At 63.8% G+C, this 14,279-nt stretch carries 10 protein-coding genes and 1 pseudogene; 1 reads left to right on the top strand and 10 read right to left on the bottom strand.

What is annotated here, in order from left to right:
- Positions 1 to 15 precede the first annotated feature (15 nt).
- Positions 16 to 4,182: a PilC/PilY family type IV pilus protein gene (locus tag EJO66_RS12595; RefSeq protein WP_125965375.1), complete on the top strand. Its 4,167-nt coding sequence runs from the start codon at positions 16 to 18 to the stop codon at positions 4,180 to 4,182.
- Positions 4,183 to 4,519: 337 nt separating this feature from the next.
- On the opposite strand, the gene EJO66_RS12590 is transcribed toward EJO66_RS12595, so the two are convergent.
- From EJO66_RS12590 to sucC, 10 genes and pseudogenes are all read right to left on the bottom strand, one after another.
- The gene (locus tag EJO66_RS12590; protein ID WP_125965374.1) at positions 4,520 to 5,470 is read right to left on the bottom strand and encodes a hypothetical protein; all 951 of its coding nucleotides are present in this window, start codon (positions 5,468 to 5,470) and stop codon (positions 4,520 to 4,522) included.
- Positions 5,471 to 5,703: 233 nt separating this feature from the next.
- A pseudogene (locus tag EJO66_RS12585) lies at positions 5,704 to 5,826 on the bottom strand (IS3 family transposase); the annotation flags it as partial.
- Positions 5,827 to 5,910: 84 nt separating this feature from the next.
- On the bottom strand, positions 5,911 to 6,402 hold the full coding sequence (locus EJO66_RS12580; protein ID WP_125965373.1) for a pilin: 492 nt from the start codon (positions 6,400 to 6,402) through the stop codon (positions 5,911 to 5,913).
- Positions 6,403 to 6,605: 203 nt separating this feature from the next.
- Positions 6,606 to 7,409, bottom strand: a complete 804-nt coding sequence (locus EJO66_RS12575; RefSeq protein ID WP_124959140.1) for a 3',5'-cyclic-nucleotide phosphodiesterase — start codon at positions 7,407 to 7,409, stop codon at positions 6,606 to 6,608.
- Positions 7,410 to 7,441: 32 nt separating this feature from the next.
- A complete protein-coding gene (locus EJO66_RS12570; protein WP_125965372.1) occupies positions 7,442 to 9,718 on the bottom strand; it encodes a CHASE2 domain-containing protein in 2,277 nt (758 codons plus the stop codon).
- Between the two features lie 36 nt (positions 9,719 to 9,754).
- On the bottom strand, positions 9,755 to 10,408 hold the full coding sequence (locus EJO66_RS12565; protein WP_125965371.1) for an FHA domain-containing protein: 654 nt from the start codon (positions 10,406 to 10,408) through the stop codon (positions 9,755 to 9,757).
- Between the two features lie 24 nt (positions 10,409 to 10,432).
- The gene (locus EJO66_RS12560) at positions 10,433 to 11,233 is read right to left on the bottom strand and encodes a Stp1/IreP family PP2C-type Ser/Thr phosphatase (protein ID WP_125965370.1); all 801 of its coding nucleotides are present in this window, start codon (positions 11,231 to 11,233) and stop codon (positions 10,433 to 10,435) included.
- A gap of 31 nt (positions 11,234 to 11,264) precedes the next feature.
- Entirely contained in the window at positions 11,265 to 11,954 is a 690-nt protein-coding gene (locus EJO66_RS12555) for a TerC family protein (protein WP_125965369.1), read from the bottom strand.
- Between the two features lie 101 nt (positions 11,955 to 12,055).
- Positions 12,056 to 12,949: a succinate--CoA ligase subunit alpha gene (gene sucD, locus EJO66_RS12550; RefSeq protein WP_015867930.1), complete on the bottom strand. Its 894-nt coding sequence runs from the start codon at positions 12,947 to 12,949 to the stop codon at positions 12,056 to 12,058.
- A 10-nt stretch (positions 12,950 to 12,959) separates the two neighbouring features.
- On the bottom strand, positions 12,960 to 14,126 hold the full coding sequence (gene sucC / locus EJO66_RS12545; protein WP_124959145.1) for an ADP-forming succinate--CoA ligase subunit beta: 1,167 nt from the start codon (positions 14,124 to 14,126) through the stop codon (positions 12,960 to 12,962).
- Between the last annotated feature and the right edge of the window lie 153 nt (positions 14,127 to 14,279).

Raw genomic sequence — 14,279 nt, 5'->3', positions numbered from 1 at the left:
AATCTCGGACCCGTCATGAACATATCTTCAGTTCCCGCCGCACGCCTTGCCCGCGCCACCGCGCTCGCTGCCGCCCTGCTTGGCGTTTCGGGCTTGGCCGAGACTGCCAGCCTGGCGAACCAGCCCGTCTTTTCAACCTCCAATGTGCCCGGCAATCTGGCCCTGACGCTGTCGGTGGAATGGCCAACCGCTTCGCGCACCGCGCACACGGCGGCCTATGCAAGCGGCAGTACCTTCCTGGGCTATTTCGATCCGGACAAGTGCTACACCTATGTTGTGGATGCAACTCGCAACGAGACCGACACCGGCGACAAGAGCTACTTCAATCCGACCGGCATTGCGACAGGCCACAAGTGCAGCGCGGTCGTGGGCACCTGGAGCGGAAATTTCCTGAACTGGGCGGCAACCGCAACCATCGATCCGTTCCGCTGGGCCATGACCGGCGGCAGGCGCGTGGTGGATACGCCGACCGAAACGATCCTGGAAAAGGGGTTTCACTCGGGACAGGGCCTGTTCGGCGATCGCACCTTGCCTGTCGGTGAAATTGCCGGTGCAACGCCATTCCCCCAAGCAACCAGTCTTGGCATCTCGGTCAATGGCCGAGGCTATGCGATGCGGATCACCACCACCGGCGGCACGCTCAAGGGCGAGTACTTCAAGAAGGCCAACAAGACCCTGGCGGGCTCGCCAGATGCCACCGTTGACCCGGATAGCGCCGATCACGATTGGGGCTCAAAGGAGCCCGTATCAGGCATTGGAAAAGACAACTTCGCAGCGCGGTATACAGGCACATTCGTTGCCCCCACGACCGGCACCTACACCTTTCGCATACGTGCCGACGACGGTGTACGCCTGTGGATATCCAACGTTCTAAAGATCGACAAGTGGATCGACCAGGGGGCGACGGACTACGACGCGACCGTAACCCTGAACGCCGGGCAGAGCTTCGATGTCAAGATCGAGTATTACGAGAACTCCGGCGACGCATCCCTGCAATTCTCGTGGAAGAAGCCAGGCGACAACTCCTTCAGCATCTTCACCAGTGACGCCACTGCTGCGACATCCGGCGACTACACCATGCGCAACAAGGTCTGCGTGCCCACGGCACCCGGCGGCGTGGAAAGCAATTGCAAACAGTACGGCTCCAACTGGAAGCCTGAGGGATTGATTCAGCAGTACTCGCGAAGAATGCGCTTCAGCGCCTTCGGTTACCTCAACGAGAGCGGCAATCAACGCGATGGCGGCGTGCTGCGGGCGCGTCAGAAATTCGTCGGCCCGTTGCAGCCGATGCCGGGCCTTCCGGATGTCGCAAACACCGAGAAGGAATGGGACGACAGCTCCGGTGTTTTCGTTCGCAATCCAAATCCGACGGATGCCGCGGCCACTTCTGCCAACGGCGTGACGATCAGCGACAGCGGGGTGATCAACTACCTCAACAAGTTCGGGCAGCTGATCCCGGGCAACTACAAGTCCAACGACCCGGTCAGCGAACTCTATTACGCCGCATTGCGCTACTACCGGAACCTGGGCAATGTGCCCGAGTGGAGCGACCTGAACACGACAGACAAGGCCACCACCGCAAGGCGCCTCGACGGCTTCCCGGTGATCAAGGATTGGGACGACCCGATCCAGTATTCATGCCAGCGCAACTTCGTTCTGGGCATTGGCGACATCTATACCCATGGTGACAAGAATGTACCGGGCAATACCAACAACGCTGACGAGCCGGCAATGCCCGCCAAGGTCACCGCGGATACGACCGTCAACGCAGTGACGGCCACCAACAAGGTCGGCCAGTTGCAAGGCATGGGAGACGACCTGGGCACGCGCACGAACATCTCCAACAACTGCTGCAGCAACAACTCGGCCCGCATGGCGGGCCTGGCCTACGATGCCAATACCAAGGACATTCGACCTGACGACGCTACCAGCCCGAACACCATAGGGAAGCAGACTGTCCAGACCTACTGGGTCGATGTGCTCGAGCAGGCCTTCCAGGCAAACAACCAGTTCTACCTGGCAGCGAAATTCGGCGGACTGAAGATTCCCACCAACCTGCAGAGCACCTTCGACCCCTACAGCTTCCTCGGCCCCATTCCGCAGACCTGGTGGGCGACCAGCACGGACACGCTCACCGATACGCGCGGCACAGGCACGACGCAACCCCGGCCGGACAACTACTTCACCGCCGGGCGGCCAGACGCCATGGTCGACGGGCTGACGCGGGCCTTTGCAAGCATTGCCAATGCGATCAAGTCGTACACCACGTCGTTCTCGCTCTCGAGTCCTCAGGTGTCGTCTTCAGGGTCGGCCTCCTATTCGTCGCAATACGATTCCAATGGGTGGACCGGCCTGCTCACGGGCAGCCTGCTTACCTTTCCCGACGGCGTACCGACATCGAGCGAACGCTGGAACAGTTCCACGACGCTGGAGGCCCAGTTGGCCGGCACCGGCTGGGACACCGCCCGGCAGGTCGTGACCTGGAACGGCACCACCGGCGTGCCTTTTCGCAAGGCCAGCCTCACGGCAGCGCAGGTGACCGCGCTCGATACGCCATGGGCCACCGGCGACGACAGCGGCGATTTCCTCAACTACCTGCGCGGAGACCGCAGCAAGGAAAGAACCGCCACCGACGACACCAAACCCTACCGTCGTCGCGCCCTGCTGCTCGGCGACATCGTGAATGCCAAGGTGACGCCGGTGGGCCCGCCTTCCGGGCAACTCTCGAACACGGTGAATCCCGGGTATGCCGCCTTCAAGACTTTGCGCGCCAGCCGGCCGACCATGGTCTATGTGGGCGCCAACGACGGCATGCTGCACGCCTTCAACGGTGCATTGACGGGGACGGACGCAGGGAAGGAACAGTTCGCCTATGTGCCCAGCGTATTGTTCTCCGGCCCAAGCAGCCCGGCCACGCCGTCGATCGACGGACTGCGGCAGCTCGGCAATCCGGACTACGACCACCGCTACTACGTGGATGCGTCTCCCAAATCCTTCGACATCGACTTCAACACCGCCGGCGGCACCTTCACCACAAGTGCGAACGGCAATGGCGCCGACTGGCGCACGGTTCTGATCGGCGGCCTCGGCAAGGGGGGCAAGGGCTTCTACGCCATCGACATCACCGATCCCGCGAGCATGACGACCGAGGACATCGTCAAGACCAAGATCCTTTGGGAGTTCACGGCTGCCACGGCCGGCGTCGGCGACACACTGGGGTTCAGCTTCGGGACTCCCATGGTGCTGAAGACAAAAAAATATGGCTGGGTGGTGGTGCTCACCTCGGGCTACAACAACGGTGACGGCTTCGGCTACATCTACTTCGTGAATCCGAGAAACGGCACGCTGCTCGAGAAGGTCCAGACCGGCAATTCTTCTGCCGGGCTGACTCAGGCGACAGCCTATATCGGCGACTTCACCGACGGAACGGCCGATGCCATTTACGCAGGCGATCTGAATGGCCAACTCTGGCGCTTCGACGTGACGGCCGCCAAGGGCAGCACCGGCGTTTACCCCGCACCGCTGAAGCTTGCAACACTTGCGGACGCCAGCAGCAATGCGCAGCCGATCACCACGCAACCGCTGGTGGAAATCGATCCGAGGTCGAAGAAGCGCTACGTCATGTTCGGAACAGGCCAGCTGCTGGACACCGTCGACATCAGCTCGTCCGCGGCGCAGAGCTTCTATGCCATCGTCGATGGCAACGCAACGAGCTTTGGCACGGGGGGCACCTACCCGGTCACGCGGAGCCTCCTGACACAAATCACCGAGGCCAACCTGAAGGGCACCACGCCGGTCAGCTTCGGCAACACCCAAGGTTGGTACCTCGACCTGGGCAAGGACACGACCATTGCCTGGCGCATGGTGCTGAACCCGACTTCGTTCAATGGCGTGGTGGTGTTCTCGACCCTGCTGACCACGGGCAACGCCTGCAGCCCTTCGGGCCAGAGCCGCATCTATGCGGTGAACTTCGGATCGGGCACTTCCGCCCTGCTTCCGGTTGGAACCGCTTATGTGGCCTACAGCAGCGCGATCACCGACATCCAGATCGTCAACAACGACGGCAAGATGCAGGGCATTGCCGGCGATGTGGATGGCAAGCTTCATCCACCGAAAATCAACTTTGGCGGAGGAACGTCGCTGCGATTGCTGAACTGGCGGGAAGTGCCGACGATTGATTGAGTGGACGGGCCAGCTGCCCGCACGCAAGCGGAAACGAGAAGCAGGACGCCCGATGAATCTCATCGGGCGTTTTCAATTTGATGGGCAGTGAGGCCCCTCCTGCTTTTGGATCCATACAGACTACTCAAACTTGCGGCGGACGGTAGCCGTAAAGTTCGTCGGAATCTGCGCAAGGGTCAGATTTACTTCGGCGTTGACAGATAGTTGTCAATGTCGGAAATTCGTCGTCAGCTCCGGAGAGATTGGCGGACGCCTTACGTCGCCGCGCGGATCCTGGTCGTCATTCCAGTGAATGATGTAGTTCGCCATTGATGCTCCAGATTTCGATGCCCTGGATCTACGAGCCAAAGAAGCCTCTCCGCTTTCCGATCCCCTCGCGTACCGTAGATTCGAGCGCGGTGACCTGGTCCTTGACCTCAAGGATTGCGTCGAGCGTTTCGCCTGACCGGGAAATGGAGAGCCTGCGCCAGTGCTTCTCCAGTTCAGGCCTTTCTATGTCCGACTGGTTGGAAGCCCAATTGAGGACCCTTTCAGAATAACGCTCGGGATGCTCAAGGACATGTGAGGCTACTTCCTGCTGCTCTGGGGTTTGATAAACGCGACCCACGAGATACTGGAGCACGATATCCGGCATCTGCAGGAGTTCCTCGGCTTTCATCAGACCCATGCCATATTTGGTTGGCAAGTTCCAGGCGAGGCTCCTGGCCAGTTCCGGTTCCGCTTTTCTTGCCAGGGTCCATCCATCCTTCATGGAGCTGCCGGCCGTGTGGGCCTCCATCCCGTTCGTGAACTTGGTGGCGAACTCCGCTCTGACCCCAGGTTTGAGGAAAAACTCTTCACTGCATTCTGCGAGTTCCGAGCCAGGAATTCCAGCCGCCAGGCCTGCATCAAGGAAGCTCACGAGGGTGCTCAGCGACATGTCGATGTCACTCCGGATCGCCAGAAGCCGCGCCAGCTGCGGCAGTTCGATGGTCAGGCTAGGACTTCGAACGACGGCTCTCACCAAAGCGCACTCATCAACTTCAGCCCTCTCCGCGAGTGCGCGCTCCTCAGCAGTGTCGTGGTGAAAGTACGCATGCTTTGCCCCCCAAAACCTCACGATCGCAGCCGCATCTCCAAGCGCCAGCTTGACCAGCCAATCCGGTGGACGACTCATGTGCAGTACCAGCATTGCGTCGATCAATTGGAGCCTCGACTCGGTGCATAGATCGGGCCACGCCGCCTTGATCAGCGGCTGGCACAACGGGCTTTTTCTTGTCAGCTCCTCGAGCACTGATTCCAAAATCATCGGACGGCCTCGCTTTCCTCTTCATATCGGAATTGGACAGCTTCACCAGCCGCAAGACAAGGCTTGCTTCCTCGACACCGCAGGAGCCGAAACACCGTTGAGCGCTCTCGCTCCGCCTTGTCTGATATCCCGTACCTTCGTCAAGCGGTAATAGATGTCTAAGTTGCGGGCGAGAGATGGAGCGTTCCGATGATCTTTATCGTCATCGGCGAACTTTATTTCCCCCCACACCTCTGGATGCCGTAGCGCTCCTGGGCCTGCTTATAGCTGAGCTCGCCCTTTTCTACCTGATCGACCACCATGAGCTTGAAAGCCAACCTGTATTCGCGCTGCGAGCGTTTGACACCTGATTCCATTGACTTGCCTTTTCTAGGTCTCAACCCAGATCAGCAGACGCAAAAAAGCCGCCCGAGGGCGGCTTCTTGGATACCGTGAAGATATTAGGCGGCGGCGGCAGCGCAGGTCTTCGGGCGGAGCTTTTCAACCACGTTGCTCGTGCAGGTCCAAGAACCGGCTGCGCCAGCAGTCGTGTCTTGCGTGCGGGTCCAAACGATGGTTTGGCCGTTGATCGAAGCAGTCCCAGCAATCGTGCAGGTAATCGTCGATGCGCCGGTCGTGGCGACGTTCAGAGCGATCGCGCTGCAACGGCTGGTGACGTTGCTGGAAAGGCCAGCGAGTTGCGCATTGGCTGCAGTATTACCGGTCAGAGCGGTTGCCTGAGCAGCCGTGATGCCCTGGCTCAGCTTCTCTTCGATGTTGGTCTTAGCCGGGGTGATTTCAGCGAGTGCTGCGGTGACCTGCGAACGGGCTGTGTAGTCCTGATAAGCCGGCAGAGCCACAGCAGCCAAGATACCGATGATCGCCACAACGATCATCAATTCGATAAGGGTGAAACCCTTTTGCACATTGCGTGCGATCAAACGACGGTTCATTCAAAACTCCAGGTTGGTTTGTAGAGCCCGGGAACCAAGCCCGGAGCGCAGTACCTTCCGCAGCATCTGTGCCACCCCGCTTCCGAGCCTTGCGCCCCCGAAACCGAGCACTTTCCACTCAGTTCAGTTACATCAAGTGACAGAAACTGCTTCCAGATGCTACAGAGCGTGACAAATTTGTCAGCCCTCGCCGGCTCCCTGACTCAAAAAGTCAGCACCCCATCCGCCTTCAACCACCGGATATCCCGCTGCGCCAGCCCCGCCACCTGGTGCCCGGCCAGGGCCTCGATCTGCCACATGATCTCTTCGGTTTCCGCAGGCTTGGTGTGGGTGATGTAGATCGGAAACTGCTTGCCCGGGTCGATGTGCGCCAGCTCGTCGGCCAGCGCGCGGGGCGACAGGTGCAGGCTGCGCTCGGCCAGGGCCTGTTCGCGGTTGCTGAATGCCGTTTCTATGACGAGCATGGCCACGTCCAGGGCGTTGAGGCGGTCCCAGAAGGGGGTGTTGCGCTCGGTGTCGCCGGTGAAGACCCAGTTGGCGCCGCCCTCGGCGCGGCTCACGGCAAAGCCGCAGGCGGGCACGGTGTGCACGGCCGGCAGCACCTCGATGCGCTTGGGGGCGGCGGTGCCCAGCTGCAGCACCTGGCCCACGGCAATGTCGTGAAAGCTCACGAAGGGGGCCTCGGGGCTGGGAATGCTCTCGAAGTCGGGCCAGATGACGTTGTTGAACACATGGGCGCGCAGCGCCTCGATGGTGGCGCGCAGGGCGTGCACGCGCAGCGAGCGGGTGCGGCGGCCGCCCACGGCGTCGAGCATGAGGGGGAGGGCGGCGATGTGGTCGAGGTGGCAGTGGGTGAGCACCACGTCGTCGATGCCGGCCATTTCGTCGAGCGTGAGGTCGCCCACGCCGGTGCCCGCATCGACGAGCAGGTCGGTGTCGATCAGGAACGAGGTGGTCCGGCAGTCCTTGGCAATGGCGCCCGAGCAACCCAGCACGCGAACCTGCATTGTGAGAGACCCTCTGCTTGTGTCTTCTGCCGTCATTTGGTTTCGAAGCGGGTTGCGCCGTCCCATTCGGGGTCTTGGGGCCGCAACGCCATGGAGGCTAATCGTTGTGCGTAGAGCTGGTAAAGGACTTTTTTGGCATCCGCGGCCAGGAGCGGATCCAGCAAGTTCCGGCCCATGGCCCAGTCCTGGCGGCGGTAGGCGGCCAGCACTTCGGCCCAGCGCTGCAGCTGGGCGGATTGCTGCAGTGCGGCAGGCGTTTGCGCCTCTGCTTCCGTGGTGGCGCCCAGCGGCGTGAACACGGCCACGGCCTGCGCCCGTCCCTTGACGAGCACGCTGTCGAGCTCCTGCCAGACGAAGCCGGGCGCGAGTTCGCGGGTGGCGCCGCTGGCGACGATCTCCACGCCGTAGTGCACGCTCAGGCCTTCGAGGCGGGAGGCGAGGTTGACCGCATCGCCAACGACGGTGTAGCTGCGCCGCGCGGCCGAGCCCATGTCGCCCACGCTCATGACGCCGCTGTTGATGCCGATGCCCACGCTGATTTCGGGCCGGCCGGTGGTGCGGTGGATCTTGTTGATGTCGCGCACGGCCTCGGCCATGTCGAGCGCGGCGCGCACGGCCAGGGTGGCGTGGTCGGGGGTGTCGATGGGGGCGCCCCAGAAGGCCATGACGCAGTCGCCCATGTATTTGTCGACGGTGCCGCGGTGGGTGCTGATGACGCTGGTGAGCCGGTTGAACACGTTGTTCAAGAAGGCCTGCAGTTCGGCCGGGGCCATCTGCTCCGACAGGCGGGTGAAGTTGCGCATGTCGCAGAACATGACGGTCATGTGCTTGCTCTCGGCGCGCATGCTGTAGCGGCCGGGGGTGACGAGCATTTCGTTGACGAGCTGCGGCGGCACGTAGGTGCCGAAGAGCCGCACCAGGCCGCGGCGCGCGCGCGACTCGACGAAGTAGCCCCAGCCCATGTTGAAGGCAAAGGCCAGCGCCGCCATGGCCAGCGCGGAGGCGAGCGGCAGCACGAGGTTGTGGTGCTTGTACAGCCAGGCATTGACGCCAACGAGCGCCGCGAGGGTGGCAACGGCAAGCACCACCGCGCGCGGGGCGGGCAGCAGCGACAGGCCCAGCGCCAGCACGAGCCCCGCGGCCAGCACGCTGAGCACTTCGTAGCCGGGGGCGTAGTCGGGCACGGCGAGCAGGCGGTGGTCGAGCATGGCCGAGACGATGTTGGCATGCACTTCGACGCCGGGAAACGCGGCGCCCACCGGGGTGGCGCGCAGGTCTTGCAGGCCCGGCGCGGTGGCGCCGACGAGCACGATGCGGTCCTTCAGCTCGCCGGGCGCGAGCTGCCCTTCGAGCACGTCGCCGGCGGACACGTAGCGGAACGACCCGCCCTGCGCGCCGCCGGGGCCGCGGAACGGCACCTGCATGGAAGCGGCTTCGTTGACGGGTATGCGCAGGCCGCCGACCAGCAAGGACTGGAGCGGCGGCGCGGCGGCGCCTGGTCCGCTGGGTGCAAAGACCGGCCGCACGGGCGGCGTGCCGCTGGCGAGCCGGTAGACGGCGAGCCCCAGCGATTCGTAGTAGCCGGGCCGGGCGCGGTCGCCCTCATAGCGGGCGATGAGCGGCACGGCGCGGATGACGCCGTCACCGTTCGACATGACCAGCGTATTGAGAAAGCCCGCCGCCGGCGCGGCATCGGCCAGCACGGGCAGGCTGGCGCCAAAGCCGTTCCAGGCGGTGGCATAGCCGCGGCCCGGCGGAAAGGCCTCGGCCTGCAGCACGGGGGCCGGCGGCAGCTGGCCCTTGGCGCCGGGCTTTTCGGTGCGCGTGAAGTAGTAGCCGAGCGCCACGCGCTGCCCCTGCATGGCGGCGGCAAAGATGGCGTCGTTGTCGAGCGCGGGGGCGAGGCGGTCGATTTCGGCGGCCAGGCCCGGCATTTCGCGCAGCGGCCCGCGTGCGATCTGGCGCAGCTTGTCGAGGCCGGCGCTGCGGTCGGGCTCGACGAACATCACGTCGAAGCCCAGCGCCGCCGCCTGCTGCCGCCCGGTGAGCTCCCGGGTGAGCCGGGCCAGCTTGTCGCGCGACCAGGGCCATTGGCCCTGCCGGGTGAGGCTGGCGTCGTCGACGTCGACGATCACGATGCGCGGATCGAGCGTGCCCGGCATGGTGGCGCGCAGGCGCGTGTCGTAGATCAGGTGGTCGAGCCGGTCGATGGCATCCAGGCGCCAGAGGCCGGTGGCATGCGCGAGCGCGAGCAGGACCGGCAGCAGGGTGATGGCAATGCGCAGCCCATGGCGCCTCATGGCAGTCACCAGCGCACCCTTGGCGCCGCGCCGCCGCAAGGAAGATCAGACCCGCACGAACTGCATGCGCGTGGCGCCGCCGAGCTCGAGCACGTCGCCTTCCTGCAGCCCGACGGGCTCGGCGCCGAGCGGAGCGCCGTTGAGCGTGACGCCGCCCATGATGGTGGAAGCCAGGTAGCTCTGCCGGCGGCGCGTGACCACGGCCACCGCGACGCCGGGCTTGCCGATGGTGGTGACCACCTTCTGCAGCGCCACTTCCTGGCCCAGGTCGGTGCCCGAGAGAACGCGCAGCGCGGGCATGCCCAGTTCGAGCAGCGCGCCGGCTTCGGTGGGCGCGGCCGACAGCGGAACGGAAGCCGCGTAGTCGCCGCGCGCACCGCGGGTGGAATCGGCATCGGTGGCCGCGCTGCTGCGGGCGCGGAAGTGCAGGCGGCAGCCGCCGATTTCGATGACGTCGTTGTCCTTGAGCTTCTGCTGCTTCTGGACGACGATCGCATTGACGTAGGTGCCGTTGGTGCTGTTGAGGTCTTCAATTTCGACTACGCCGCCGCGCATGTGCAGCACGGCATGCTCGCCGCTGACGGCGAGATTGTCGAGCACGATGTCGTTGTAGGCGCGCCGCCCCAGCGTGGTCCGGTCCTTGGCAAGCGCCATTTGCCCGATGACAGTGCCATCGATCGAAATGATCATCTTCGGCATTGCCGACTCCCTGAAAGCATGTTTTTATTCAGGCGCACTGCCAACGCGCGCCCTGGCCAGGACAACTGAAATATTGTCCCGGCCGCCATTGTCGTTGGCAACGGCCACCAGGAGTGATGCTTTCTGCTGAAGCTCGACATCGTGGTTCAAAAGCGTGAAAAGCTGCGCATCCGGGACCATCTCGCTGAGCCCGTCGGAGCAGAGCATATAGAGATCGTCGGGCCTGGCGGTGTGCTCGTGCATCTCGAGCACGACCTGCGGCTCCACGCCCATGGCGCGCGTCACCAGGTTGCGGTGCGGGGAGATCAGCGCCTCCTCGGCCGTGATGGCGCCGGCGTCGAGCTGCTGCTGGCGCAGCGAATGGTCGCGCGTGAGCTGCTCGAGCTTGTTGTTGCGAAGGCGGTAGCAGCGCGAATCGCCGATGTGGCCGACCAGCACGCGCTGGGGCCGGAACGCGGCCAGCACCAGGGTGGTTCCCATGCCGTGGAGTTCGGCATTGGCCAGGCCGGCTTCGAGGATGGCGGAATTGGCCTCGTCGGTGGCCGCCTGCAAGGCACGCCGGACCACGCGCGCGGGCGCCTGCAGGCCGGCCTGCGCGAACCAGCGCGCGAAGCTGGCGTGCACCAGCGACACGGCCATGGCGCTGGCCACTTCGCCGCCCTTGTAGCCGCCCATGCCGTCGGCCAGCACCGCCAGGCCGAGCGCGGGGTCGACGTGCAGGTCGTCCTCGTTGTGGGCCCGCGCGCGGCCGACGTCGGTCAGCGCCGCAAAGTCCCAGGAGAGCTGGGGCCGGGTAGAGAAAAGGGACGCGCCGACACTCGCCATATATTTTCAGAAGTGTCGACGCGCGACGGTTTCAGCGCCCCGCGCCGGCCTGCGCGCGCCGCTGAAGCAGGCGGCCCACGGCAACCACGAAGAAGGCACCGGCGGCGGCTGCCGCATGGAGGAGCCACGGATTGTCAGCCAGCACCTCGCGCAGCGAGACGTCGCTCACGATTGTTTCGCCGCCGACCCAGCCGATCAGGGCGGCGCCCAGCATGACGACAATCGGAAAGCGTTCCATCAGCTTGATCATGAGCGTGCTGCCGAAGATCACCAGCGGAATGCTGATGGCCAGGCCAAGCACCAGGAGCGGCATGTTGCCCTGCGCGGCGGCCGCCACGGCAATCACGTTGTCCAGGCTCATGACCAGGTCCGCCAGCAGGATGGTGCGCACGGCCGCCATCATGCTGCCGTATTCCTTGGCTTCGCCATCGCCATCATCTTCTTCCTCGCCGAGCAGCTGCAGGCCGATCCACAGCAGCAGCAGGCCGCCGACGATCTGCAGGTAGGGCAGCGCCAGCAGCCTGGCCGCCACCACCGTGAGCACGATGCGCAGCACCACGGCCGCGCCCGAGCCGAGCAGGACGGCTTTCTGCTGCTGCGCGGGCGGCAGCGCACGGGCCGCCATGGCAATCACCACGGCGTTGTCTCCCGAAAGAATGATGTTGATCCAGACAATCTTGATCAGACCGATCCAGAAATCGGCGCCTTGAAGGAGTTCCATGTCTCTTGTTCCACTGTGTTGTAGTGAAAAAAGCGCCCGCAATCCAGATTGCGGGCGCTTTTTCTTTTTGCGTGGTTCGCGAGAAACTGCCTGGGGCTGGTTTAGAGCTGTGCCTTGAGCAGCTTTGCGAGTTCCGAGAAGTTGCGCGTCACGGTGAAGCCGCACTCTTCCATGATGGCGAGCTTGGCATCGGCCGTGTCGGCGCCGCCCGAGATCAGCGCGCCGGCGTGGCCCATGCGCTTGCCGGGAGGCGCGGTGACACCGGCGATGAAGCCGACCACCGGCTTCTTCATGTGTTCCTTGCACCAGCGGGCCGCGTCGGCTTCGTCGGGGCCGCCGATTTCGCCGATCATGATGACGGCGTCGGTGTCGGGATCGTCGTTGAAGGCCTTCATCACGTCGATGTGCTTCAAGCCGTTGATCGGGTCGCCGCCGATGCCGACTGCCGACGATTGGCCGAGGCCGATTTCGGTCAGCTGCGCCACGGCTTCATACGTGAGCGTGCCCGAGCGCGAGACCACGCCGATGCGGCCCTTGCGGTGGATGTGGCCGGGCATGATGCCGATCTTGATTTCGTCGGGCGTGATGAGGCCGGGGCAGTTCGGGCCCAGCAGCAGGGTCTTCTTGCCGCCGGCCGCTTCCTTGGCCTTCATCTTGTTGCGCACTTCGAGCATGTCGCGCACCGGGATGCCTTCGGTGATGCAGATCGCCAGGTCCAGGTCGGCCTCGACGGCTTCCCAGATGGCGGCCGCGGCGCCTGCCGGCGGCACGTAGATCACCGACACGGTGGCGCCGGTCTGCGAGGCGGCTTCCTTCACCGAACCGAAGATCGGGATGTTGAAGATCGACTCGCCGGCCTTCTTGGGGTTCACGCCCGCGACGAAGCAGTTCTTGCCGTTCGCGTATTCCTGGCACTTCTCGGTGTGGAACTGGCCGGTCTTGCCCGTGATGCCTTGCGTGATGACTTTGGTGTCTTTGTTGATGTAGATCGACATGACTTGTTCCTTAGGCCTTCTTGACTGCTGCGACGACCTTCTGGGCCGCTTCCGCCATGGTGTCGGCGCTGATGATCGGCAGGCCCGAATCGGCCAGCAGCTTCTTGCCTTCGACTTCGTTGGTGCCCTTCATGCGCACGACCAGCGGCACTTGCAGGTTCACGGCCTTGCAGGCTGCGATCACGCCGGTGGCGATGGTGTCGCACTTCATGATGCCGCCGAAGATGTTGACCAAGATCGCTTCCACGTTCTTGTTCTTCAGCATGATCTTGAAGGCTTCGGTGACCTTCTCGGGGGTGGCGCCGCCGCCCACGTCCAGGAAGTTGGCCGGCTCGCCGCCGAACAGCTTGATGGTGTCCATGGTGGCCATGGCCAGGCCGGCACCGTTCACCAGGCAGCCGATGTTGCCGTCCAGCGAGATATAGGCGAGGTCGAACTTGGAGGCTTCGACTTCGGCCGCGTCTTCTTCGTCGAGGTCGCGCAGGGCCACGATTTCGGGGTGGCGGAACAGCGCGTTGCTGTCGAAGTTGAACTTGGCGTCCAGCGCCATGACCTTGCCCTTGCTGTCACGGTTGAGCGGGTTGATCTCGACCAGCGAGGCGTCCGTCTCCATGTAGCAGGTGTAGAGCTTCTTGAGGATGTCGACCGTTTGCGCGGTGGAGTCGGCCGGCATGCCGATGCCGTCGGCGATCTGCTTGGCCTGTTCGTCGGTCAGGCCTTCCTTGGGGTCGGCATACACCGTGATGATCTTCTCGGGCGTGGAGTGGGCCACTTCCTCGATGTCCATGCCGCCTTCGCTCGAGGCGATGAACGCGACCTTCTGCGTGGCGCGGTCGGTCACGGCCGAGACGTAGTATTCCTTGTTGATGTCGGCGCCATCTTCGATGTAGAGGCGGCGCACCTTCTGGCCTTCGGGGCCGGTCTGGTGGGTCTTGAGCTGCATGCCGAGGATCTCGCCGGCGAGCTTCTTGACGTCCTCGATGGACTTGGCGACCTTGACGCCGCCGCCCTTGCCGCGGCCACCCGCGTGGATCTGGGCCTTGACGACCCACACGGGGCCTCCAAGCTTCTGGGCGGCCTCGACCGCCTCCTGAACCGTATAGGCCGGGATGCCGCGCGGCACCGGCACGCCGAACTTGGCAAGGATTTCCTTGCCTTGGTACTCGTGAATCTTCATGAGGGATGTCTCTCGGAAGGAGGAGGTTGAGAACGGGGATCTGGGGTCTGAGGCGTCTTTGGCTCTGTTGCTCGCGGGCGACGGCAGCCTGACGGCTGGGGGCGGCGAACAACCGCGGACTGTATCATGGTGCGGCGCACCAATACTCGACGT

The sequence above is a fragment of the Variovorax beijingensis genome (assembly GCF_003951285.1).
Classification (GTDB): Bacteria; Pseudomonadota; Gammaproteobacteria; order Burkholderiales; family Burkholderiaceae_C; genus Variovorax; species Variovorax beijingensis.
This window is presented reverse-complemented; position numbering and strand designations above follow the sequence as displayed.

Bases quoted from the DNA above. Each gene is read 5' to 3' on its own strand.
- EJO66_RS12595 (WP_125965375.1), top strand. From the start codon at position 16: ATGAACATATCTTCAGTTCCCGCCGCACGCCTTGCCCGCGCCACCGCG.
- EJO66_RS12590 (WP_125965374.1), bottom strand. From the start codon at position 5,470: ATGATTTTGGAATCAGTGCTCGAGGAGCTGACAAGAAAAAGCCCGTTG.
- EJO66_RS12580 (WP_125965373.1), bottom strand. From the start codon at position 6,402: ATGAACCGTCGTTTGATCGCACGCAATGTGCAAAAGGGTTTCACCCTT.
- EJO66_RS12575 (WP_124959140.1), bottom strand. From the start codon at position 7,409: ATGCAGGTTCGCGTGCTGGGTTGCTCGGGCGCCATTGCCAAGGACTGC.
- EJO66_RS12565 (WP_125965371.1), bottom strand. From the start codon at position 10,408: ATGCCGAAGATGATCATTTCGATCGATGGCACTGTCATCGGGCAAATG.
- EJO66_RS12560 (WP_125965370.1), bottom strand. From the start codon at position 11,233: ATGGCGAGTGTCGGCGCGTCCCTTTTCTCTACCCGGCCCCAGCTCTCC.
- EJO66_RS12555 (WP_125965369.1), bottom strand. From the start codon at position 11,954: ATGGAACTCCTTCAAGGCGCCGATTTCTGGATCGGTCTGATCAAGATT.
- sucD (WP_015867930.1), bottom strand. From the start codon at position 12,949: ATGTCGATCTACATCAACAAAGACACCAAAGTCATCACGCAAGGCATC.
- sucC (WP_124959145.1), bottom strand. From the start codon at position 14,126: ATGAAGATTCACGAGTACCAAGGCAAGGAAATCCTTGCCAAGTTCGGC.